This window comes from Sinorhizobium terangae, assembly GCF_009601505.1.
Classification (GTDB): domain Bacteria; phylum Pseudomonadota; class Alphaproteobacteria; order Rhizobiales; family Rhizobiaceae; genus Sinorhizobium; species Sinorhizobium terangae.
This window is the reverse complement of the sequence record NZ_WITC01000015.1, coordinates 1-23,355: the sequence shown is the minus strand read 5'-3', so window position 1 is coordinate 23,355 and position 23,355 is coordinate 1. Positions and strand designations below refer to the sequence as shown.

The window sequence follows — 23,355 nt, the reverse complement described above, 5'->3', positions numbered from 1 at the left end:
TTGTTATTCGTACCGCAGGGCCTGCACCGGATCGAGGCGCGAGGCACGCCAGGCCGGGAAGATCGTGGCAAGGAAGGAAAGGGCAATCGCCATGATGACGACGGCAATCGTCTCGTCCGCATTCATATCGGCGGGAAGCTGGCTCAGGAAATAGAGCTCGGGATTGAAGAGCGTCGTTCCCGAGACCCACGAGAAGAACTGGCGGATCGATTCGATATTAAGGCAGACGACGACGCCAAGGAGCACGCCGGCGATCGTGCCGGCGACCCCGATGGCGGCGCCGGTCATGAAGAAGATGCGCATCACCGATCCGGACGTTGCGCCCATGGTTCTGAGGATTGCAATGTCGCTGCCCTTGTCCTTCACCAGCATGATGAGGCCAGAAATGATGTTCAAGGCCGCAACCAGCACGATCAGCGTCAGGATCATGAACATCACGTTGCGCTCGACCTCAAGCGCAGAGAAGAAGGTTTTGTTGCGGTCGCGCCAGTCGGTGATGAAGATCTGCCGGCCGGCCGCATCTTCAATGGGCTTGCGCAGGGAATCGACCGCGTCCGGATGTTCGGCGAAAATTTCGATCGATTGGACGAGGCCCTCGGCGTTGAAGTAAAGCTGCGCCTCCTCGAGCGGCATGAAGATGATCGTTGCGTCATATTCCGACATGCCGATTTCGAAGATCGCCGAGACGGTATAGGCCTTGACGCGCGGATTCATGCCCATGGGCGTCACATCGCCGTTCGGCGAGGTCAGCGTAATCGTGCCGCCGACACGGATGCCCAGCTGTTCGGCCATGCGCGAACCGATTGCAACACCGCTGCCAGACGCAAAGCCGACCAGATCGCCGGACTGGATGTGCTCGGAAATGGATTTCAGCTTCGAGAGGTCGTCAGGACGGACCCCGCGAACGAGGGCCCCTGTCGACGCATCACCGTAGCCCTGGGCGAGCACCTGTCCCTCGACCATCGGGATCGCCATGGTCACGCCCGGCACCGCCGAAAACTTATTGGCGAGTTCCGCGTAGTTGGTCAGCGGACCATCGAGCGGCTGCACGATGATATGGCCGTTCATGCCGAGGATGCGGGAAATGAGCTCGGTCCGGAATCCGTTCATCACCGCCATGACGATGATCAACGTCGCAACACCCAGCATGATGCCGATGAATGAGAAGCCGGCTATGACCGAGATGAAGGCCTCTTTCCGACGCGAGCGCAGATAGCGCCAGGCCACCATGCGCTCGAACGCGGAAAAGGGACGGCTGGAAGGCACGCCCGACTTAGCGGCAGCCTGCACCTGGTCTTCAGTCGCCGCGGTCATCTTCGCTTCCTTCGTCCTTTATCTCGTCGCAACCAGCTTGTTGATCGCGGCTTCGATCGTCATCGTCTCGCGCGCGCCGGTCTTGCGATCCTTGATCTCGACTTCGCCGTTCGCAACCGACCGCGGTCCAACGATGATCTGGACAGGGACACCAATAAGGTCGGCGGTCGCAAACTTCGCGCCGGCGCGGTCATCGGTATCGTCCAGAAGCACGTCGAATCCGGCCTTCCCTAATCCCGAGTAGAGCGTGGCGCTCGCCGCATCGCAAGCGGCATCACCCGCTTTCATGTTGATGACGACGACATCGAACGGGGCGATCGACTTCGGCCAGATGATACCGTTTTCGTCGTGCGATGCCTCGATGATCGCGGGCACAAGACGGGTCGGGCCGATACCGTAGGAGCCCATGTGCACGGTGTGCTCCTTGCCGTCCGGTCCGAGCACCCTCGCGCCCATCGCTTCGGAATATTTTGTGCCGAAGTAGAAGATGTGGCCGACCTCGATGCCGCGCGCCGACAGGCGTTCGCTCTCGGGAATGGCGTTGAAGTCCGCCTCATCATGCATTTCCGAGGTTGCGGCATAACGTGAGGTCCACTTCTCGAAGATCGCCTTCAGGCCGGCGACATCGTCGAAATTGGTATCCTCGCCCGGGATGTCGAATCCGAGGAAGTCCTTGTGGCAGAAGACTTCCGACTCGCCCGTGTCGGCAAGGATGATGAACTCGTGGCTGAGATTGCCGCCGATCGGCCCTGTGTCGGCGCGCATCGGGATGGCACGCAAGCCCATGCGGGCGAAGGTGCGCAGATAAGCCGCAAACATCCGGTTATAGGCGTGCTCCGCCCCTTCGCGATCAAGATCGAAGGAATAGGCGTCCTTCATCAGGAACTCGCGCGAGCGCATCGTGCCGAAGCGCGGACGGATCTCGTCGCGGAACTTCAACTGGATGTGATAGAGGTTGAGCGGCAGGTCACGATAGGACTTCACGTAGGAGCGGAATACGTCCGTGATCATCTCCTCATTCGTCGGGCCATAGAGCATCGGCCGGTCCTGCCGGTCCTTGATGCGCAGCATTTCCTTGCCATAGGCATCGTAGCGTCCGCTCTCCTGCCACAGCTCCGCCGACTGCAGGGTCGGCATCAGGAGCTCGATTGCGCCGGAGCGGTTCTGTTCTTCGCGAATGATCGCGTTGACCTTGTCGAGCACGCGCTTGCCAAGCGGCAGCCAGGTATAGATGCCGGCAGATTGCTGGCGGATCATGCCCGTCCGCAGCATCAGGCGGTGGGAAACGATTTCCGCTTCCTTCGGATTTTCCTTCAAGATGGGCATGAAAAAGCGGGACAGGCGCATGACAGGTTCCAGAACTTGGTGGACTTCGCACTATCGGCGGATTCGGGCGAAATGACGTTGTGCTTCGGCCACCTTCGCCCGAGCAAGGAGAAGCGGCTTAGCCCATTGCGATCGTACTCTTGAATTTCTCCTCCGACACGGCCGGTGGAAAGCATTTCGAGCTCAGCGTTCATAACCGCTTCGCGCGCGGATGAAAACCCTGCCGCAGCGGGAAGAAAACCACATAATAGATGGCGTTTGGTGGGAAATGCGCGGGGCTGGCCTGCGTCAAAAGAGCACGGTAGTAACAGAACAAGGACGGCTCCTGTCAACGGAAAAAAATTACCGGACTGTAGCAAAAATGCAAAAAAAGCAGATGACAGCGCCCAATGTTTGAGCTAATTTCGGCTCACAAAACAGGCAAGAAGACCAAATTCTTGCCGGAATTCGCGGTCAAGTCTTGGGAGGATAAGATCTTAGGCGCGCTCGTTCGCTGCCGCCGGAAACGGATTAAAGATCACGCGAAACTTAGAAAACAAGGCTTTACGCCTTGTTTTTTTTTGCTTTTCGCAGCCTCCCTTTCACCGAAGCACTGTTGAAATATGTCAATTCTCTGGCAGTCAACCCGAGAATTTTCGTTGCCGCTTGGGTCCCGGCGTCGGCGCCACCCGTTCTCCCTCGGAACTGCGAGAAAACAAATATTCAACTGCGAATTTGGCGGCGGGCTTTTGCCCGCTGGCACGATTTTTGCCCATCGGCAATTCGCAGTAGGCCTCGGCAGCCATTCAATAAAATTTCGGCGCGAAACGCGGGATGGAATCGATCCCGTATCCCAGTTTGACCGAAACGAAATACCAGCCGAGGTGAATGGCAGCAGCGATGGCGGTGGTCAGCAGCACGACGCGCAGGGCGCGGAACCGCGCGGGAGCGCTTTCGACACTGCCGGGCACGACATCGTTTTCCTCCGCTTGCGTGCGCACTCCCAGCGGCAGAACGGCAAAGAGCGTGAGCCACCAGATGATGAAATAGATAGCAAGGGTCGAAAAAACGGACATTGCAGGTCTCAATTCTTATCGCTGGATGGCCCTGCAGCGCCGCGCGTCTGATCAGACGCGCAGAGGACGCTGTCGCACTTTGAATTGCTGCAAGGCCATCGCGTCCGCCTTATAGCGCCACTCAGCCCGGCCGGCAAACAAGTGGGCCGCGCCCGACTGTCACACCTCTTCCAGTTCGATCAAGGTGCCTTGAAAGTCCTTAGGGTGCAGGAACAGAACCGGTTTGCCATGGGCGCCGATTTTTGGCGTGCCATCGCCGAGCACCCGCGCTCCCGCCTCCTTCAACCGGTCGCGAGCCGCAATGATGTCCGCCACCTCATAGCAGATGTGGTGCATGCCGCCCGCAGGGTTCTTCGCAAGAAAAGCGGCAATCGGGGATGCCGCGCCCAACGGCTCCAGCAGTTCCACCTTCGTATTCGGGAGCGTTACGAACACGACCGTGACACCGTGCTCGGGAAGCGCCTGCGGCTCGGTGACGTTTGCGCCGAGCATCGTACGGTAACTTTCAGCCGCCGTTGCCAAATCCGGCACGGCGATCGCCACATGATTTACCCTTCCCAACATCGAATGCTCCCTTCCTTCGAGGCTCCGCAGTGGATTACGTCGCGCCTTCAGGTGGGGAAATCAGACTTTGGTAACAAAAACCGTGACAACCGGCTTCTTGCCCCATACCTGATTGGCGGTACTGCGCACAGCGCGGCGAACCGCTTCCTGCAACATGGCGAGATCCTTCCGCTTTGCCCGAGGGATACTTTCCACCGCGCCGAGCACAGCGTCGTAGAGCGTATCGCCCATATCCTCGCCCTCGTCGTCGAATTCCGGAAGTCCGATCGGTACGACATCCGGATCACCGAGGAAATCATAGCGATTGTCGAGCACGACATTGACGGAGACGTGGCCGGCGAAGGAAAGCTTACGCCGCTCGCCGATGCCCATCTCGTCGAAGTCGCCGATCAACGTTCCGTCCTTGTAGATGCGACCGTGCGGCGCCTGGTCGATCACCTCCGCTGGGCCGGGTGCCAGGCGCAGGATTTCACCATTGCGCAGCCGCGGCACACTAGCGATACCGGAGTGCAGCGCCAGTTCGGCATGTGCGGTCAGGTGGGCTGCCTCGCCGTGGACGGGCACGACGATCTGCGGCTTGACCCACTGGTACATCTGCTGCAGCTCGTTGCGCCGTGGGTGGCCGGAAACATGCACGAGCGCCTCGCTGTCGGTAATGATGTGAATGCCCTGCTCGATCAGACCATTCTTGATGTCGTTGATCGCCTTCTCGTTTCCTGGAATGGTACGCGACGAGAAGACGATCGTGTCACCCGCCGAAAACGCTACATTGCGCATCTCATCCCGGGCGATCTTGGCGAGCGCCGCCCGCGGCTCCCCTTGGCTGCCGGTCAGGATCACGACGACCTTGTCGCGCGGAATATAGCCGAACTCGTCCTCAGCCAGGAACGGCTTCAGACCTTCCATCAGGCCGAGGTCCCTGGCGACGTCCACAACGCGCTTCATCGAACTGCCGAGCAGCAGAACCTCCCTGCCCGCTGCCTCCGCCGCTTCGGCGACAGAGCGGATCCGGCCGACATTCGAGGAGAATGTGGTGATGCCGACACGACCTTCAGCATTCGCGATGATCTTGGCGAGACTTTCAGAAACCTGTTGTTCGGATGGCGAAACGCCGTCGCGAAGCGCGTTGGTGGAGTCGCAGACGAGCGCCAACACGCCTTCCTCGCCGATCTGGCGGAAACGCGCTTCGTCCGTGATCGGGCCGAGCGACGGCTCAAGATCGATCTTCCAGTCGCCCGTGTGCACGATAGTGCCGAGCGGCGTGCGGATGACGAGCGACATCGGCTCAGGGATCGAATGGTTGACGCCGATTGCCTCGATGCTGAAGGGGCCGACATTGATCCGGTCCCCCTGCTTGAAGATCGTGACCGGAATTTCGCCGCGGCTTTTTTCGAAATCGCGCTTCGCCTCGAGCATGCCGGCGGTGAAGGGCGAAGCATAGACCGGAACGTTGAGGCCCGGCCAAAGGTCGTTCAACGCACCATAGTGGTCCTCATGCGCGTGCGTGATGATGATCGCCTTCAGATTGCGGCGCTCCTCGGCGAGGAAGGCGATGTCCGGCAAGACCAGTTCGACGCCGGGCAGTTCCGGGCCGGGGAAAGTCACACCGCAATCGACCATGATCCACTGGCGGTTGCCGGGCCGGCCATAGCCATAAAGGCCGAGGTTCATGCCTATTTCGCCGACGCCGCCAAGCGGCAAGAACACCAGTTCTTCTTCCTGCGCCATATCGTTGCGCGCCCCTATTCTTCAATCATCCAAAAAATACATCACCGGCGGCAATCGCCTGCTGGGTGCCGGATCCCGTGTCGAGCAACAACCGGCCGTCCTGATCAATACCGGCAAAGCGGCCCGAAAGCGACCGATCCGGCAGGTTGACGGTGATCGTCTCGCCGATCCCCCGCGCCGCCGCACGCCAGAGCTCGATGATCTTGGCGATGCCTGCGCCGCGGTCCCAGAGCGAGAGCATCTCGGCCACAGCGAGAAAAAGATGTGCGAACAGCTCATCCGGCGACGCCGACGCCCCCTCGCGACGAAGTGACGTCGCGGGGTAGAGCGCTCCTTCAGGTGCGATGCCGACATTTACCCCGATGCCGATGACCAGTGCCCGGCGGCCGTCGGCAAGTTCCTCTCCTTCAAGAAGAATGCCGCATACCTTCTTGCCATCGACGAGGATGTCGTTCGGCCATTTGATTTCCACCGGCGCCGCGGCCGGCGGCATTACTGTCCGGATCGCCCGATGCGCGGCCACCGCGACGGCAAGCGGCAGCGAATGCAATCGCGCAATCGGCGCCGGATCGATGAGAAGCAGCGATGCGTAGAGGTTGCCGGGCTCGGAAACCCATGCGCGGCCGCGACGGCCGCGGCCGCCCGTCTGCCGGCCGGCGGTGATCCAGAGATTGCCGGGATCACCTTCGCGCGCCTTCGCCAGACACTCGCTGTTGGTCGAGATGGTCTCGGCAAGCGCAACATGCCGGAAGTCGTCAGGCGAAATCCGGCCGCCGCCCTTCCCGCCGGTCAAAAGAAGGTCCGCGCCGCAACTTCCGCGGCGCTTCCGAGCGGTCCGCCGATCAGCACGTATCCGAGAACGAACAGACCGGAGAGGCCGAAGACAAGGCGCAGTTCGCCGGCGGTGCGCGCGAACTCACCCTTGGCCTCATCGAACCACATGACCTTGATGACGCGCAGGTAATAATAGGCACCGACGACAGACGCGAGCACGCCGATGATCGCGAGCGCGTAGAGATGCGCCTCGATGGCGGCGACGAACACGAAATACTTCGCGAAGAAGCCTGCGAGCGGCGGGATGCCTGCCAGCGAGAACATCAGGATCGTCAAAGCCGTCGCCATAAACGGATTGGTCTGCGAGAGGCCGGCAAGGTCATCGATATTCTCGACGTGCTCGCCTTCCTTGCGGCGCATGGCGAGAATGCAGGCGAAGGTGCCGAGCGTCATGATCATGTAGATCAGCATGTAGAGGATCACGCCGCGCACGCCCGCCATCGAGCCAGCCGCAAGACCGACCAGCGCATAACCCATGTGACCGATCGACGAATACGCCATCAGCCGCTTGATGTTCCTCTGGCCGATTGCCGCGAAAGCGCCGAGCAGCATGGAAGCGATCGAGATGAAAACGACGATCTGCTGCCAGTCCGCGACCACCGGTTCGAAGGCATTGATGACGATGCGAACGAGGATCGACATCGCCGCGACCTTCGGTGCGGCTGCGAAGAAGGCGGTGACCGGGGTCGGTGCGCCTTCATAGACGTCCGGCGTCCACATGTGGAACGGAACCGCGGAAATCTTGAAGGCTAGGCCCGCGAGGATGAAGGCCAGACCAAAAACGAGGCCCAGCGAACGGCCTTCCGCCGTAAGGGCCGCGGCGATCTCGTCGAAACCGGTATGGCCGGTGAAGCCGTAGACGAGCGACATGCCGTAAAGCAGCATGCCCGACGACAGGGCGCCGAGAACGAAGTATTTCAACCCGGCTTCCGTCGAACGGACGCTGTCACGATTGATCGCCGCCACGACATAGAGCGCCAGCGACTGCAGCTCCAGCGACAGGTAGAGCGAGATCAGGTCGTTCGCGGAGATCATCAGCAGCATGCCGAGGGTCGCCAGCACCAGCAGCACCGGAAACTCGAAGCGGTCGATCTGGGTCGAACGGGCATGACCGACGGTCATCACCATCGCCGTAATCGAGCCGATCAGCGCCAGGACCTTCATGAACTTGGCGAAGGGATCGGAAAGGAAGGCGCCGCCATAGGCCTCACCCTCGCCTGTCTTCAGGACGAGCCACAGCCCGGCGATGATCAGCAGTGCGACGGCAAGTCCGGTTACGGTTGGCGTGGACGACCTTTCGTTCGAAAAGACGCCAATCATCAATAGCACCATCGCGCCGGCCGCGAGGATCAGCTCGGGAACCGAGAGTTGCAGGCTTGCGAAGAGGGTTTCAGCAGTCATGTCCAGTCACGTCCTGTGGTCATTGCACCGAAAGCGCAACGTCTTGCGCTGCCTGCAGGGCTGCGGAGTAGTTGTTTACGAGCAGATCCACGGAGGCCGCGGTCGCATCGAAGACCGGTGCCGGATAGACACCGAAGAAGATCGTCAGAATCACCAGCGGATAGAGGATAAGCTTCTCACGTGCCGATAGATCGAGGAGCGCCTTCAGGCTTTCCTTCTCGAGCGCACCGAAAATCACCCGGCGATAGAGCCAGAGCGCATAGGCGGCCGAGAGAATGACGCCGCTGGTGGCGAACAAGGCGACCCAGGTATTGGCGCGGAAGGCACCCACCAGCGTCAGCACTTCGCCGACGAAGCCCGAGGTCCCGGGAAGGCCGACGTTCGCCATGGTGAAGACCATGAAGGCGACCGCGTATTTCGGCATGTTATTGACGAGGCCGCCGTAGGCCGCGATCTCGCGGGTGTGCAGGCGGTCATAGACGACGCCGACGCAAAGGAAGAGCGCTCCCGAGACGATGCCGTGCGACAGCATCTGGAAGATTGCGCCCTGCACGCCCTGCGTATTGGCGGCAAACGTGCCCATGGTGACATAGCCCATGTGCGCCACCGAGGAATAGGCGATCAGCTTCTTGATATCGGTCTGCATCATCGCCACCAGCGAGGTGTAGATGATCGCGACGATCGACAGCGTGAACACGAACGGCGCGAAATAGTCCGACGCGAGCGGGAACATCGGCAGCGAGAAGCGCAGGAAGCCGTAGCCGCCGAGCTTCAAGAGGATGCCAGCCAGAATGACCGACCCCGCAGTCGGCGCCTGGACGTGCGCGTCGGGAAGCCAGGTGTGCACCGGCCACATCGGCATCTTCACCGCGAAGGAGGCGAAGAAGGCAAGCCATAGCCAGGTCTGCATCTCGCGCGGGAACTTGTAGGCCAGCAGTTCTGTGATATCGGTCGTGCCGGCCTGCCAATACATCGCCATGATGGCGAGCAGCATCAGCACCGAGCCCAACAGCGTGTAGAGGAAGAACTTGTAGCTCGCATAGACGCGATCCCTGCCGCCCCAGACGCCGATGATGATGAACATCGGAATGAGGCCTGCTTCGAAAAACACGTAGAAGAGCACGATGTCGAGCGAGACGAAGACGCCGAGCATCAGCGTTTCCAGCATCAGAAACGCGATCATGTATTCCTTCAGGCGCTTCTCGATCGTGAGCCAGCTCGCCAGCACGCAGAACGGCATCAAGAGGGCGGTCAGCGGCACGAACAGCACGGAAATGCCATCGATGCCGAGGTGATAGGAGATGCCGGTGCCGAGCCACTCGCGCTTCTCGACCATCTGGAAGCCCGGGTTCGAGGGGTCGAACTGATACCAGATGTAGAGCGAGACGGCGAAGGTGAAGATCGTCGTCAGCAGCGACACGTTCAGGATGTTCCGGCGGCCGTAGACGCTGTCTTCCCTTGTCAGCAAGAGAAGCAGAACGCCGACGAGCGGCATGAAGGTGACCGCGGAAAGTACGGGCCAATCGGTCATCAGAAAGAACTCCCGAGCATCATCCATGTAACGAGCGCAGCGATGCCGATCAGCATGGCGAACGCGTAGTGATAAAGGTAACCGGTCTGCATCCGCACGACGCGATCGGTTACATCGAGGACACGCGCCGCAACACCGTTCGGTCCAAAGCCGTCGATCACCCGGCCGTCACCCTCCTTCCAGAGGAAGGTGCCGAGGCGCTTGGCGGTACGAACGAACAGGAAATCGTAGAGCTCGTCGAAGTACCACTTGTTCAGCAGGAACTGGTAAAGACCGCGGTGCTGGTTGGCGAGGTACTTCGGCGTCTCCGGCGAGCGGATGTACATGTACCAGGCGGTGTAGAGGCCGAGCGCCATGGCCACGAACGGGCTCCACCGCACCCACAGCGGAACGTGGTGGTATTCCTCGAGAATTTCATTTTCCGGCAGCGTGAAGAGAGAGCCCTGCCAGAACTCGGCATAGTGATGGCCGAAGAAATAATCGTGGAACAGGAAGCCCGCGACAAGCGCGCCGGCGGCCAGGATATAAAGCGGCACCAACATCACCTGCGGCGATTCATGGACGTGATGCATGACATCCGAGGAAGCCCGCGGTCTGCCGTGGAAGGTCATGAACGTCAGGCGCCACGAATAGAAGCTCGTGAACAGAGCGGCGATTACCAGAAGGATGAAGGCGAAGGTAGAGACGGCACTATGCGAGGCGAAGGTCGACTCGATGATCGCATCCTTCGAGAAGAAGCCGGCCGTGCCGATGACGGTTCCGGGAATGCCGACGCCCGTCAGCGCAATCGTGCCGATGAACATCATCCAGTAGGTGACCGGAATGTGTGTGCGCAAGCCGCCCATGTAGCGCATGTCCTGCTCGCCATCGACGGCGTGGATCACCGAACCGGCACCAAGGAACAAGAGCGCCTTGAAGAAGGCATGCGTGAAGAGGTGGAAGATCGCGGCGCCATAGGCGCCGACGCCGAGCGCCACGAACATGTAGCCGAGCTGCGAGCAGGTCGAATAGGCGATGACGCGCTTGATGTCGTTCTGAACGAGGCCGACGGTCGCGGCAAAGAAGGCGGTGATGGCGCCGATCAGCGTGACGACCGTCAATGCATCGGGCGAGAGTTCGAACAGCGGCGACATGCGCGCGACGAGGAAGACGCCGGCGGTGACCATGGTTGCGGCATGGATGAGGGCCGACACCGGGGTCGGGCCTTCCATGGCATCCGGCAGCCATGTGTGCAGAAGGAACTGCGCCGACTTGCCCATCGCGCCCATGAAGAGCAGCAGGCAGGCAGCCGTCACGGCGTTCGCTTTGTCGAGATGCATACCGAAGAGCGTGATGACGGCTTCCCCGGCTTCGGCGCCTTCTGCAGGCAGGTAGCTCTGGGCGGTGGCGAAAACGGTTTCGAGATTGATCGAACCGAAAAGCACGAAGACCAGGAAGATGCCGAGCGAGAAGCCGAAGTCACCGACGCGGTTGACTATGAAGGCCTTGATCGCCGCAGCGTTGGCCGAAGGCTTCTTGTACCAGAAGCCGATCAGCAGATAGGACGCAAGGCCCACGCCTTCCCAGCCGAAGAACATCTGCAGGAGATTGTCCGACGTGATCAGCATCAGCATCGCGAAGGTGAAGAGCGACAGATAGGCGAAGAAACGCGGCCGGTTCGGATCATGATGCATGTATCCGATCGAATAGATGTGCACCAGCGTCGAAACCGTGTTGACGACCACGAACATGACGGCCGTCAGGGTGTCGACACGGAAGGCCCATTCGACATCGAAGCTGCCGGACTGGATCCAGCGCAGTACCGAAACCTTGAGCATTTCCTCTTCGCCGAGCGCGACGTTGAAGAAAACGAGCCAGGACAGCGCGACCGCGATAACCATCAGCCCGCTTGTCACATATTCGGATGCCTTGGCACCGATCTGCGTGCCCAGAAGACCAGCAACGAGAAAGCCGATCAGAGGCAGAAAGACGATAGCCTTGATAATGGTGTCCATAGCCCAATCAGCCCTTCATCGTGTTGATGTCTTCGACGTCGATCGAGCCGCGGTTGCGATAGAAGACGACGAGAATTGCAAGTCCGATAGCCGCTTCGGCGGCCGCCACCGTCAGAATGAACAGCGCGAAGACCTGGCCGGTGATGTCGTTCAGGAAGGCCGAGAAGGCCACCATGTTGATATTGACAGCGAGCAGGATCAGTTCCACCGACATCAGGATGATGATGACGTTCTTCCGGTTGAGAAAGATGCCGAAGACGCCGAGCGTGAACAGGATGGCGCTGACGGTCAGATAGTGGGAAATTCCGATTTCCATGTTGTAGTTCCTCGACCTCGCGTCCGGATTAGATGCCCTGCCCCGGCTTGACCGTGATCACCTCGACAGCGGTCTCGGGTGCGCGGGCAACCTGCCGCGGAATGCTCTGGCGCTTGATGTTCTGGCGGTGGCGCAGCGTCAGCACGATGGCGCCGATCATGGCGACGAGCAGCACGAGCCCCGCGATTTGGAAGAAGTAGATGTAATGTGTGTAGAGAACGTCGCCGAGTGCGGCCGTATTGGTCCGCTCGCTTACCGGCGGAATCGGCATCGCGATACCCTTGGCGATTTCCGGCGAGAAGGTCGTGCCGCCGACGACGATGATGAGTTCGGCCGCAAGGATCAACCCGATCAGAGCGCCGATCGGCGCATATTCAAGCACACCCGCGCGCAGCTCCGCGAAATCGATGTCGAGCATCATCACGACGAACAGGAACAGAACCGCCACCGCGCCGACATAGACGACGAGCAGGATCATTGCCAGGAACTCGGCCCCCGTCAGCAGGAAGAGCCCCGCCGAGTTGAAGAAGGTCAGGATCAGGAACAGAACCGAATAAACCGGGTTCTTCGATGCAATGACCATGAATGCCGATGCCACCGCAATGAAGGCAAAGAGATAGAAAAAAAGAACCTGCAGACCCATGATCGGTGCCTTTTTCGTCTTGCTCGGCGTGAAGGCGCCTGCCTCCACTCCATGGGCAAAGCCGGACACGGTCCGGCCGGCGCCCAATACCTGTTTCACATGCGTCGCTCTTAAGCGGCGCGATACAGCGTCACGCAGATAGCCTCAGCGGTAGGGCGAGTCCATCGCGATGTTGCGCGCGATTTCCCGTTCCCAACGGTCGCCATTGGCGAGCAGCTTTTCCTTGTCGTAGTAAAGCTCTTCACGCGTTTCGGTGGCGAATTCGAAGTTCGGCCCCTCGACGATGGCGTCGACCGGACAGGCTTCCTGGCAGAACCCGCAATAGATGCACTTCACCATGTCGATGTCGTAGCGCACCGTGCGGCGCGTGCCGTCGTTGCGGCGCGGGCCGGCCTCGATGGTGATTGCCTGGGCAGGACAGATCGCCTCGCACAGCTTGCAGGCGATGCAGCGCTCTTCCCCGTTCGGATAACGGCGGAGCGCATGCTCACCGCGGAAACGCGGGCTGACCGGCCCCTTTTCGAAGGGATAGTTCACGGTCGCCTTCGGCCTGAAGAAATAGCGCATGGACAAGAAGAACGCGCCGACGAATTCCTTGAGGAACAGCGAGTTGACGGCTTGCGAGAGACCGGCCATCATTTACCTCCAAACTTGCCGGCCTCGGAGACGCCGGCGGTATGCAGCGAAGCGCGGACGGACATCAAGCCCACCCCATCAGCTTCAAAACGAATGCGACGATGACGACCATGGCGAGCGACAGCGGAAGGAAGACCTTCCAGCCGAGGCGCATCAACTGGTCGTAGCGGTAGCGCGGCACGAAAGCCTTGACCATCGCGAACATGAAGAACACGAACGAGGCCTTCAGCACGAACCAGACGATGCCCGGGACCCAGTTCAGGAACCACACGTCGAGCGGGGGAAGCCAGCCGCCGAGGAACAGGATCGTCGTCAGCGCGCACATAAGGCAGATCGCCGCGTATTCGCCGAGCATGAACATCATATACGGAGTAGAGCCGTATTCGACCATGAAGCCGGCAACGAGTTCGGATTCGGCTTCGGGCAGATCGAAGGGCGGACGGTTCGTCTCGGCAAGTGCCGAGATGAAGAACACGACGAACATCGGGAACAGCGACAGCCAATGCCAGTCGAGGAACGACGCCGGTAGGCCGATCATCGTTCCAAGGCCGTCGGTCTGTGCGGTGACGATGTCCGTCAGGTTGAGCGAGCCGACGCAAAGCAGAACCGTGACGATGACGAAGCCGATCGAGACTTCGTAGGACACCATCTGCGCGGCGGAACGCAAGGCGCCGAGGAAGGGATACTTCGAGTTAGACGCCCAGCCGCCCATGATGATGCCATAAACTTCAAGAGAAGATATGGCGAAGACGAAGAGGATGCCGACGTTGATGTTCGCGATCACCCAGTTTGCGTTGAGCGGAATGACCGCCCAGGCAGCAAGCGCAAGCGTCACCGAAACCAGCGGCGCAAGGAGGAAGATCGTCTTGTTGGCACCAGCCGGAATGACCGGCTCCTTGAAAACGAATTTCAGGAGGTCGGCGAAGGACTGGAACAATCCCCAGGGACCGACGACGTTCGGGCCGCGGCGGAGCTGCACAGCGGCCCAGATCTTGCGGTCGGCCAGCAGAATGTAGGCGATGAAGACCAGCAGCGCGACCAGCAGCAGCAACGACTGGGCGATCATGATGATCGCAGGCCAGAGATAGGTCGAAACGAAAGCGTCCATGATACTCTATTCCCTCGCGCTCATTCCGCCGCAGCTTTGAAATTGTTGCGTGCCAAAGCCGAGCATTCGGCCATGACGGCGGATGCGCGCGCTATCGGGTTCGTCAAATAGAAGTCTTTGACCGGAGACGCAAACGCGGATTTTGCCATCGCACCTGCTTTTTGTGCGAGTGCGGCAATTTCATCGCTGTCGCCGGCTGCGATAGCGTCGATCTCGGCGAAATGCGGATGTGCCGCGTAGAGTTTCGCACGCAATTCGCCAAGCGAATCAAAGGGCAGCTTCCGGCCGAGCACATCGGAAAGCGCGCGGATAATGGCCCAGTCCTCACGCGCGTCGCCCGGGGCGAAGCCCGCGCGGCTACCAACCTGTACCCGGCCTTCTGTATTGACCCAGGTCCCGGACTTTTCGGTATAGGTCGCGCCCGGGAGAATGACATCGGCCGCATGTGCGCCGTTGTCCCCGTGCGAACCAATATAGACGGTGAAGCCGGCCTTTCGCGCCGAAAGGTCGATCTCATCCGCACCGAGCAGGAAGAGCACGTCGGTGCCGGCGACCATTTCCGCGGCCGACTTGCCGCCCTTGCCGGGGACGAAGCCAAGATCGAGAGCGCCGACGCGCGAGGCTGCGGTGTGAAGCACGGCGAAGCCGTTCCAATCCGCACCGACCGCGCCGACCGCGACTGCGAGCTTTGCCGCATTTGCGAGGACGGCCGCACCGCCCTCCCCTGCCAGCGCACCCTGGCCGACGACGATCAGCGGCCGCTCGGCCTTCTTCAAGGTGGCGACGAACTTGGCCTTGCCGGAAAGGAGTTCGGCAAGCGTTTCGCTGCCCGCGCCGAGATATTCATAGTCGTAGCGCAGTTCACTCTGTTCGCCGATCACGCCGATCGGAAAATTGCCCATGCGGTAGCGCTTGCGGATGCGCGCATTGAGCACGGACGCTTCAAAGCGCGGGTTGGAGCCGATAATGAGCAGCGCATCGGCGTTTTCGATACCCTGGATCGTCGGGTTGAAGATGTAGCTGGCGCGGCCGAGCGATGGGTCGAGTGCGGCACCGTCCTGCCGGCAGTCGATGTTCTCAGAGCCGAGCGACGCAACAAGCTCCTTCAGAGCGTACATCTCTTCGACGGAAGCGAGATCGCCGGCGATCGCACCGATCTTGTCGCCCGAGGTGTTTGCCACGGCAGCCTTGATCGCCTGGAACGCATCGCTCCAGCTTGCGGGCTGTAGACGGCCATCCTTCTTGACGTAGGGACGGTCGAGGCGCTGTGTCTTCAGCCCATCCCAGATAAAGCGGGTCTTGTCGGAGATCCACTCCTCGTTGATGTCCTCGTTGACGCGGGGCATGATGCGCATCACTTCGCGGCCGCGCGTGTCGACGCGGATCGCGGAACCGACGGCGTCCATGACGTCGATCGACTCCGTCTTGTTCAGTTCCCAGGGACGGGCCGTGAAGGCGAAGGGCTTGGAGGTCAGAGCGCCGACCGGGCAAAGGTCGACGACGTTGCCCTGCAGTTCTGAGGTCATCGCCTGTTCGAGATAAGTGGTGATCTCGGCGTCCTCGCCGCGGCCGATGAGGCCGAGCTCGGCAATGCCGGCGACTTCCGTCGTGAAGCGGACGCAGCGCGTGCAATGGATGCAGCGGTTCATCACCGTCTTCACCAGCGGGCCGATATATTTGTCCTCGACCGCGCGCTTGTTTTCCTGGTAGCGCGAGCTGTCGATGCCGAACGCCATGGCCTGATCCTGCAGGTCGCATTCACCGCCCTGGTCGCAGATCGGGCAGTCGAGCGGGTGGTTGATCAGCAGGAACTCCATGACGCCTTCGCGCGCCTTCTTGACCATCGGCGTGGTCGTGAACACTTCCGGCACCTCGCCATTCGGGCCGGGACGCAGATCGCGCACGCCCATGGCGCACGAGGCTGCCGGCTTCGGCGGTCCGCCCTTCACTTCGACCAGACACATGCGGCAGTTGCCGGCGACCGAAAGCCGCTCATGGAAACAGAAGCGCGGAACCTCGGCGCCGGCCTCTTCACACGCCTGGAGCAGGGTGAAATGATCCGGGACCTCGATCTCTTTTCCGTCGACTTTCAGCTTTGCCATCTTCGCACTCAATCCTGTCTTCCGTCCGCCTGCCTCTCGGCGGCAGACAATTCCGTTACGGCCACGCCGCTTGGTGGCGATGGCCGCGGAGGGGTCATCGCCTCATAATCTTTCATCACACGCCCTTGAGCGCCTTCGCCTGCCCTACCCAATCGTCGCGCAGGATGCGGCCGTCGAAGCCGAGTTCCTTATCCAGTCGCGCCACGTCCGCGTCGCTTAAGGCGGCGATGTCGGCAAAGCGGCGGATGCCCCTGGCGTTCAAGACCTGCTCAAGCTTCGGACCGATGCCGGAAATCCGCTTGAGGTCATCGGCTGCAACCGACGGCTTTGCAGACTTGGCCGGCGCCTTCGCTTTTGCCTTCGGCCTGGACACCCTGGAGGGCCGCGCAACAACGGGAGCCGGCAATGCTTCCGGAGCTTGCGCTACCACCCGCTTGGCCGGCGCTGCCGTAGGCTTCGGCGCGGCTGCCTGTGGCAGCACCGGCGCCAAGATGCCTTGCTGCATTGCACTCACAGCGCCCTGCATGGCGCCGAACATGATGCCGGCGATATGGCTCGACAGGCCGAAGCCAAGCGCCGTCGCGGCCGCGACCGCGGCCGTCGGATGCGCCATCAGCGGGTGCAGCGGCAGGTTCGGCATGTTTTTCATCCATTCGGCCATGCCGAACGGATCGGCCGGGTCGACGTCGAGGGACCGCGCGAATGGAATGACTACGCCGGCCTTTTCCATGCTTTGTCCGTCCTTACGTGCCCCGGCCATCGGTCGTTACTCCGCTGCTTCGAGCACCGCGCCGTGTGACGTCGCGTTGCGTGTGTATTCGTCGATGCGCTTTTCGATCTCCGGGCGGAAGTTGCGGATAAGGCCCTGAACCGGCCAGGCGGCCGCATCGCCAAGCGCACAGATGGTGTGGCCCTCGATCTGCTTCGTCACATCGAAAAGCATGTCGATCTCGCGCTTCTGCGCACGGCCTTGCACCATGCGTTCCATCACGCGCCACATCCAGCCCGTGCCCTCGCGGCAAGGCGTGCACTGGCCGCAGCTCTCGTGCTTGAAGAATGCCGAGATGCGGGCGATCGCCTTGATGATGTCGGTGGACCTGTCCATGACGATCGCCGCAGCGGTGCCGAAGGACGACTTGACTTCGCGCAGACCGTCGAAATCCATCGGGCAGTCGATGATGTCTTCGGCTTTCACGACCGGGCACGACGCACCACCCGGAATGACGGCCAAGAGATTGTCCCAGCCGCCGCGGATGCCGCCCGCATGCTTTTCGATCAGCTCGCGGAACGTGATGCCCATCGCCTCTTCGACGGTGCACGGCTTATTGACGTGGCCGGAGATCATGAACAGCTTCGTGCCGACATTGTTCGGGCGGCCGATCGAGGAGAACCAGCTCGCGCCGCGGCGCAAAATGGTCGGCGCGACCGCGATCGATTCAACGTTGTTGACGGTCGTCGGGCAGCCGTAGAGACCCATGTTTGCCGGGAACGGCGGCTTCAGGCGCGGCTGGCCCTTCTTGCCCTCAAGGCTTTCGAGCAATGCGGTTTCTTCGCCGCAGATATAGGCACCGGCGCCGTGATGGACGTAGATGTCCATGTCCCAGCCGTGCTTGTTGTTCTTGCCGAGCAGACCAGCGTCATAACATTCGTCGATCGCCGCCTGCAGCGCCTCGCGCTCGCGGATATATTCGCCGCGCACGTAGATGTAGGCGGTATGGGCGCCCATGGCGAAGCTCGCGACCAGACAGCCTTCGATCAGCGTGTGCGGATCGTGGCGCATGATGTCGCGGTCCTTGCAGGTGCCGGGCTCCGACTCGTCCGCGTTGACCACGAGATAATGCGGCCGTCCGTCGCTTTCTTTCGGCATGAAGGACCACTTCAGCCCGGTCGGGAAGCCGGCGCCACCGCGGCCGCGAAGGCCGGAAGCCTTCATCTCGTTGATGATCCAGTCGCGGCCCTTTTCCAGGATCTCTTTGGTGCCGTCCCAGTGGCCGCGCGCCATGGCGCCCCTCAGGGATTTGTCCTTGAGGCCGTAGAGATTGGTAAAGATGCGGTCTTCATCTTTTAGCATGGTTCACCTCTTTACCGCGGCTTCTTGCCGAAAACCTTGATGTATTCGGCTTCACCGCCCTTGGCGAGCGCCTTGGCCTGCTTGACCCAATCGTCGCGCTCGATACGGCCCTTGAAATTCAGATACCCGTCGACCCATTCGCGCTCGGCCTTCTTCCAGGAGGCAACCTGCGCAAACGTGTAGATGCCGATCTCATGCAGGATCCCCTCGATCTTGGGGCCGACGCCCGAGATCAGCTTGAGATCGTCGACCGTCGCCGGCTTCTCGATACTCGCCGGGCGGTTTTTGTCTTCGAGAGACGGCCGGCCTACGACCGCAGGCTTGGCAGGCTTGGACTTGTCGACGGTCTCGCCTTCGATCTTGGCGATGGTTGCCGCTTCTTTCCGCGCGGTGGCCGGCGTCTTCAATGTGGGATTGGTAACCGCGCTTGCGGTCTTCGCCCTTGCTGCGTTCGCCGGCGGGATGCTGACCGCCGGCTCGTTCGAGGTCTTCTTCGCCCGGCCGGGATTTGCCTGTGCGGGGCTATTTGTCGTCGCCGGATCCAGCGCCAGCAATGTCGTCGGACCGCCAACGGGCGCGGAATAGACGCGGTCGATCTGCGGGCCGGGCGTAACTGCCGCACCCTTGCCTGCTTCGAAGTCGTCGATAATCTGTTCCAGGCGCTCAGGCGTCAGGTCTTCGAACGTATCCTTGAAGATCATCACCATCGGCGCATTGACGCAGGCGCCCTGACATTCGACTTCTTCCCACGACAGGGTACCGCTCTCGTTCAGGGTGAAGGGATCCGAGGCGATCTTGCTCTTGCAGACCTTGATCAGGTCCTCGGCGCCGCGCAGCATGCACGGCGTGGTTCCGCAAACCTGCACGTGCGCACGCGTGCCGACCGGTTTCAGCTGGAACTGCGTGTAGAACGTCGCAACCTCGAGAACGCGGATATAGGGCATGCCAAGCATGTCTGCTACCGACTCGATCGCTGCCTTCGTGACCCAGCCATCCTGCTCTTGAGCGCGCATCAGCAGGGGAATGACCGCCGACTGCTCGCGGCCTTTCGGATATTTCTTGATCGTTGCCTTCGCCCAGGCAGCATTCTCTTTGTTGAACGCAAAGCTCGCTGGCTGGACAGTGTCTTCGGCTAGTCGACGAACGGACATTCTAGTGGACACCTTATCAGTTAATCGAACCGCACCGCGATTTCGCCACGGAGACGAATTCGCAGGCATAGGCTGACTGGTCTTTCTGCAAAAATACGATGTAGCGCGTGCCGTTGGCGACCGCGGCCTTGATCTCATAGCCCTTCGACAGGAGCGCGGACATGGAGCCGCCGCGCAATGCCTCGGACGACGCGCTGTTCACGTCCTCCTGGGCGAAAGCCGCAGAAGTGAACGCAAGAAGCCCGAGAACGGCAAGCGGCGCCAGACGCATCAGCGGTCTACCTCGCCAAACACGATGTCCAGGGATCCGAGCACGGCCGAGACGTCGGCGAGCTGGTGTCCGCGACAGATGAAGTCCATGGCCTGCAGGTGGGCATAGCCCGGGGCGCGGATCTTGCACCGGTATGGCTTGTTGGAACCATCGGAGACCAGATAGACGCCGAATTCGCCCTTGGGCGCCTCGACCGCGGCATAAACTTCGCCGGCCGGGACGTGGTAGCCCTCGGTATAGAGCTTGAAGTGATGGATCAAGGCCTCCATCGAACGCTTCATCTCGCCGCGCTTCGGCGGCACGATCTTGCCGTCCATCGAAGAGACCGGCCCGGCCTTGGCGTCGCCGAGCAGGCGGTTCACGCACTGGCGCATGATCCTCGCAGATTCGCGCATTTCGATCATGCGGATCAGGTAGCGGTCGTAGCAGTCGCCGTTCTTGCCGATCGGGATATCGAATTCGAGATCGGAATAGCACTCATAGGGCTGCGCGCGACGCAGGTCCCAGGCGGCGCCCGAGCCGCGCACCATCACGCCGGAGAAGCCCCAGGCCCAGGCATCCTCCAGCTTTACGACGCCGATATCGACGTTGCGCTGCTTGAAGATACGGTTACCGGTAAGCAGCTCGTCGATATCGTCGACGGTCTTCAGGAACGGATCGATCCATTTGCCGATGTCCTCGACGAGCTGATGCGGCAGGTCCTGGTGCACGCCGCCCGGCCGAATATAGGCCGAGTGCATGCGGGCGCCACAGGCGCGCTCGTAGAAGACCATCAGCTTCTCGCGCTCTTCGAAACCCCAGAGCGGCGGCGTCAGCGCACCGACGTCCATCGCCTGCGTTGTCACGTTAAGAAGATGCGAAAGGATACGGCCGATTTCCGAGTAAAGAACACGGATAAGCTGACCGCGGATCGGCACCTCAGTGCGTGTCAGTCTTTCGACGGCAAGCGCGAAGGCATGCTCCTGGTTCATCGGCGCAACATAGTCGAGCCGATCGAAGTAGGGGATGGCCTGCAGGTAGGTCTTGGCCTCGATCAACTTCTCCGTGCCGCGATGCAGGAGGCCGATATGCGGATCGACGCGCTCGACGATTTCGCCGTCGAGCTCAAGCACGAGACGCAGAACGCCGTGCGCCGCCGGATGCTGCGGGCCAAAGTTGATGTTGAAGTTGCGAACGTTATGTTCGGTCATACCGATTGCTCCAGGCCGGTTGGCGTCCTCGCCGGACCGCCACGGGCCGACTTAAATCACCGTGCCTTCGCCTTCTCGTCGCCGGGCAGGACGTATTCGGTCCCCTCCCAGGGCGAAAGAAAATCGAAGTTGCGGAACTCCTGCTTCAGCTCGACGGGTTCGTAGACGACCCGCTTGGCTTCGTCGTCGTAACGCACCTCGACGAAACCGGTCAGCGGGAAGTCCTTGCGCAACGGATGGCCTTCGAAACCGTAGTCCGTCAGGATGCGGCGCAGATCCGGATGCCCGGTGAAGAGGATGCCGTACATGTCGTAAGCTTCCCGCTCGAACCAGTCCGCACCCGGATAGACCAAAGTGGCAGAAGGCACGGGGTCGCCGTCGGCAGTTGCGACCTTGACACGGACACGCAGGTTCTGGCGCGGCGACAGCAGATGATAGACGACGTCGAAACGATCCGGCCGCTGCGGGTAGTCTACGCCGCAGACATCGATCAGGCTGACAAAACCGCACTGCACGTCGTCGCGCAGGAAACTCAGGAGCGCAATGAGGTGCTCGGCCTCCACCGTCAGGGTCAATTCGCCGTATTTGATCGACGAATCGGCGATCAGCGCACCCCGCATCTCGCGCAGATAGGAGGCAAGCTCGTTCAGGGCTTCACTCATCTTAAAGACTCCCCTGCCCTTAGCGCTCGATCGTGCCGGTCCGGCGGATCTTCTTCTGCAGCAGAAGCACGCCATAGAGCAGCGCTTCTGCCGTGGGAGGACAGCCTGGCACGTAGATGTCGACGGGCACGACGCGGTCGCAACCGCGCACGACCGAATAGGAATAGTGATAGTAGCCGCCGCCGTTGGCGCAGGAGCCCATCGAGATGACATAGCGGGGCTCCGGCATCTGGTCGTAGACCTTGCGAAGCGCGGGTGCCATCTTGTTGGTAAGCGTGCCGGCGACGATCATGACGTCGGACTGGCGCGGTGAGGCGCGCGGTGCGAAGCCGAAACGCTCGGCGTCATAGCGCGGCATCGACATCTGCATCATTTCGACAGCGCAGCAGGCAAGACCGAAGGTCATCCACATCAGCGAACCGGTGCGGGCCCAGTTGATCAGCTCGTCGGTCGAGGTAACGAGAAAACCCTTGTCGGCAAGCTCGTTGTTGATCTCGCCGAAGAAAGCGTCATTGCTGCCGATCGGCTTGCCGGTCGAGGGATCGATGATCCCCTTCGGCTGCGGCGCAACGAGCGTGGTGCCGGATGTTAGTTCCATTCCAGCGCTCCCTTCTTCCATTCATAGATAAAGCCGACCGTCAGCACCAGGAGGAAGACCATCATCGACCAGAAGCCGAACCAGCCCATTTCCCTGAACGAGACAGCCCAGGGGAAGAGGAACGCCACTTCCAGATCGAAGATGATAAAGAGGATCGACACGAGATAGAAACGGATGTCGAACTTCATGCGGGCGTCGTCGAACGCATTGAAGCCGCATTCGTAGGCCGACAGCTTTTCCGAATCGGGCGCCTTGAAGGCGACAGCAAAAGGGGCGACCAGGAGTGCGAGGCCGATCACAAGCGCGATTCCAATGAAAATCGCGATCGGAACATAGGAACCGAGAAGTTCAGTCATTGTTATCCGTCCCTGCCTGCGGGAGAGCGCCGGAGAAGCGCTAAAACAACAAATCTCGCAGGCCGAAAAATATGTTGCAACGCCAGAGTGGTTAGCGCAGGCCGCGCCCGCGCGCAAGCCTTCAAGGGGCATTTAAACCGCTTCGCGACACAAGGATAATGCGACATCATTCGGCGCAGCAGCGTCAAAGCGCGCATTTGTGGGAACGGACGAACTTTGCCGCAGATGGTTGCGCACCGAGACACAATGCCGCAATGCAAAACACGGAAATCCGCGCCACCAGATCGCATCGAAAGACAGGAGAAATGGCGCGAGTGACGGGGCTCGAACCCGCGACCTCCGGCGTGACAGGCCGGCACTCTAACCGACTGAGCTACACCCGCGCATCATGGCCATCTGGCCATTATTACATCATCGGCACATTTTGAGAATGCCGCTGCTTTGCCTTTCAAGAGTGGCGCGAGTGACGGGGCTCGAACCCGCGACCTCCGGCGTGACAGGCCG

General features: G+C 60.9%; 22 protein-coding genes and 1 tRNA gene. All 23 read right to left on the bottom strand.

The window, feature by feature from the left end; all coding sequences use genetic code 11:
- Nucleotides 1–3 precede the first annotated feature (3 nt).
- Nucleotides 4–1,314: a lipoprotein-releasing ABC transporter permease subunit gene (locus GHK62_RS01515; RefSeq protein ID WP_153436591.1), complete on the bottom strand. Its 1,311-nt coding sequence runs from the start codon at nt 1,312–1,314 to the stop codon at nt 4–6.
- A gap of 18 nt (nt 1,315–1,332) precedes the next feature.
- Nucleotides 1,333–2,661, bottom strand: a complete 1,329-nt coding sequence (gene proS, locus GHK62_RS01510; protein ID WP_153436590.1) for a proline--tRNA ligase — start codon at nt 2,659–2,661, stop codon at nt 1,333–1,335.
- A 764-nt stretch (nt 2,662–3,425) separates the two neighbouring features.
- On the bottom strand, nt 3,426–3,695 hold the full coding sequence (locus GHK62_RS01505; protein ID WP_153436589.1) for a DUF1467 family protein: 270 nt from the start codon (nt 3,693–3,695) through the stop codon (nt 3,426–3,428).
- Between the two features lie 159 nt (nt 3,696–3,854).
- On the bottom strand, nt 3,855–4,259 hold the full coding sequence (gene mce, locus GHK62_RS01500; RefSeq protein WP_153436588.1) for a methylmalonyl-CoA epimerase: 405 nt from the start codon (nt 4,257–4,259) through the stop codon (nt 3,855–3,857).
- Nucleotides 4,260–4,319: 60 nt separating this feature from the next.
- Complete coding sequence (locus GHK62_RS01495; RefSeq protein ID WP_153436587.1) at nt 4,320–5,987, bottom strand: ribonuclease J; 1,668 nt, start codon at nt 5,985–5,987, stop codon at nt 4,320–4,322.
- 25 nt (nt 5,988–6,012) lie between these two features.
- Entirely contained in the window at nt 6,013–6,780 is a 768-nt protein-coding gene (locus GHK62_RS01490; RefSeq protein ID WP_153436586.1) for a biotin--[acetyl-CoA-carboxylase] ligase, read from the bottom strand.
- Complete coding sequence (nuoN, locus tag GHK62_RS01485; RefSeq protein WP_153436585.1) at nt 6,777–8,222, bottom strand: NADH-quinone oxidoreductase subunit NuoN; 1,446 nt, start codon at nt 8,220–8,222, stop codon at nt 6,777–6,779. The genes GHK62_RS01490 and nuoN overlap by 4 nt, the downstream gene beginning before the upstream one ends.
- A 19-nt stretch (nt 8,223–8,241) precedes the next feature.
- Nucleotides 8,242–9,753 carry an NADH-quinone oxidoreductase subunit M gene (locus GHK62_RS01480; RefSeq protein ID WP_153436584.1) on the bottom strand — a complete coding sequence of 504 codons (1,512 nt, stop codon included), beginning with the start codon at nt 9,751–9,753 and terminating at the stop codon, nt 8,242–8,244.
- Nucleotides 9,753–11,747 carry an NADH-quinone oxidoreductase subunit L gene (gene nuoL / locus GHK62_RS01475; RefSeq protein ID WP_153436583.1) on the bottom strand — a complete coding sequence of 665 codons (1,995 nt, stop codon included), beginning with the start codon at nt 11,745–11,747 and terminating at the stop codon, nt 9,753–9,755. The genes GHK62_RS01480 and nuoL overlap by 1 nt, the downstream gene beginning before the upstream one ends.
- A gap of 7 nt (nt 11,748–11,754) precedes the next feature.
- Nucleotides 11,755–12,063: an NADH-quinone oxidoreductase subunit NuoK gene (nuoK, locus tag GHK62_RS01470; RefSeq protein WP_066869967.1), complete on the bottom strand. Its 309-nt coding sequence runs from the start codon at nt 12,061–12,063 to the stop codon at nt 11,755–11,757.
- Between the two features lie 28 nt (nt 12,064–12,091).
- Nucleotides 12,092–12,706: an NADH-quinone oxidoreductase subunit J gene (locus tag GHK62_RS01465; RefSeq protein WP_153436642.1), complete on the bottom strand. Its 615-nt coding sequence runs from the start codon at nt 12,704–12,706 to the stop codon at nt 12,092–12,094.
- 144 nt (nt 12,707–12,850) lie between these two features.
- Nucleotides 12,851–13,342 (bottom strand): NADH-quinone oxidoreductase subunit NuoI, encoded by a 492-nt coding sequence (gene nuoI / locus GHK62_RS01460; protein WP_136504284.1) that lies wholly within the window; start codon nt 13,340–13,342, stop codon nt 12,851–12,853.
- A gap of 64 nt (nt 13,343–13,406) precedes the next feature.
- Entirely contained in the window at nt 13,407–14,450 is a 1,044-nt protein-coding gene (nuoH, locus tag GHK62_RS01455) for an NADH-quinone oxidoreductase subunit NuoH (RefSeq protein ID WP_153436582.1), read from the bottom strand.
- Between the two features lie 20 nt (nt 14,451–14,470).
- Nucleotides 14,471–16,552 carry an NADH-quinone oxidoreductase subunit NuoG gene (gene nuoG / locus GHK62_RS01450; RefSeq protein WP_153436581.1) on the bottom strand — a complete coding sequence of 694 codons (2,082 nt, stop codon included), beginning with the start codon at nt 16,550–16,552 and terminating at the stop codon, nt 14,471–14,473.
- Between the two features lie 115 nt (nt 16,553–16,667).
- On the bottom strand, nt 16,668–17,312 hold the full coding sequence (locus GHK62_RS01445; protein WP_153436580.1) for an NADH:ubiquinone oxidoreductase: 645 nt from the start codon (nt 17,310–17,312) through the stop codon (nt 16,668–16,670).
- A gap of 6 nt (nt 17,313–17,318) precedes the next feature.
- Entirely contained in the window at nt 17,319–18,623 is a 1,305-nt protein-coding gene (nuoF, locus tag GHK62_RS01440) for an NADH-quinone oxidoreductase subunit NuoF (RefSeq protein ID WP_153436579.1), read from the bottom strand.
- 11 nt (nt 18,624–18,634) lie between these two features.
- On the bottom strand, nt 18,635–19,774 hold the full coding sequence (locus GHK62_RS01435; RefSeq protein ID WP_153436578.1) for an NADH-quinone oxidoreductase subunit E: 1,140 nt from the start codon (nt 19,772–19,774) through the stop codon (nt 18,635–18,637).
- A 16-nt stretch (nt 19,775–19,790) separates the two neighbouring features.
- Nucleotides 19,791–20,045 carry a hypothetical protein gene (locus GHK62_RS01430; protein ID WP_136504278.1) on the bottom strand — a complete coding sequence of 85 codons (255 nt, stop codon included), beginning with the start codon at nt 20,043–20,045 and terminating at the stop codon, nt 19,791–19,793.
- Complete coding sequence (locus tag GHK62_RS01425) at nt 20,045–21,235, bottom strand: NADH-quinone oxidoreductase subunit D (RefSeq protein ID WP_153436577.1); 1,191 nt, start codon at nt 21,233–21,235, stop codon at nt 20,045–20,047. Before GHK62_RS01425 ends, GHK62_RS01430 begins: the two co-directional genes overlap by 1 nt.
- Nucleotides 21,236–21,291: 56 nt before the next feature.
- Nucleotides 21,292–21,897 carry an NADH-quinone oxidoreductase subunit C gene (locus GHK62_RS01420; protein WP_153436576.1) on the bottom strand — a complete coding sequence of 202 codons (606 nt, stop codon included), beginning with the start codon at nt 21,895–21,897 and terminating at the stop codon, nt 21,292–21,294.
- 19 nt (nt 21,898–21,916) lie between these two features.
- Nucleotides 21,917–22,495 carry a NuoB/complex I 20 kDa subunit family protein gene (locus GHK62_RS01415; RefSeq protein WP_153436575.1) on the bottom strand — a complete coding sequence of 193 codons (579 nt, stop codon included), beginning with the start codon at nt 22,493–22,495 and terminating at the stop codon, nt 21,917–21,919.
- Complete coding sequence (locus GHK62_RS01410) at nt 22,486–22,851, bottom strand: NADH-quinone oxidoreductase subunit A (protein ID WP_153436574.1); 366 nt, start codon at nt 22,849–22,851, stop codon at nt 22,486–22,488. The genes GHK62_RS01415 and GHK62_RS01410 overlap by 10 nt, the downstream gene beginning before the upstream one ends.
- A gap of 306 nt (nt 22,852–23,157) precedes the next feature.
- A tRNA-Asp gene (locus GHK62_RS01405) sits at nt 23,158–23,234 on the bottom strand.
- Between the last annotated feature and the right edge of the window lie 121 nt (nt 23,235–23,355).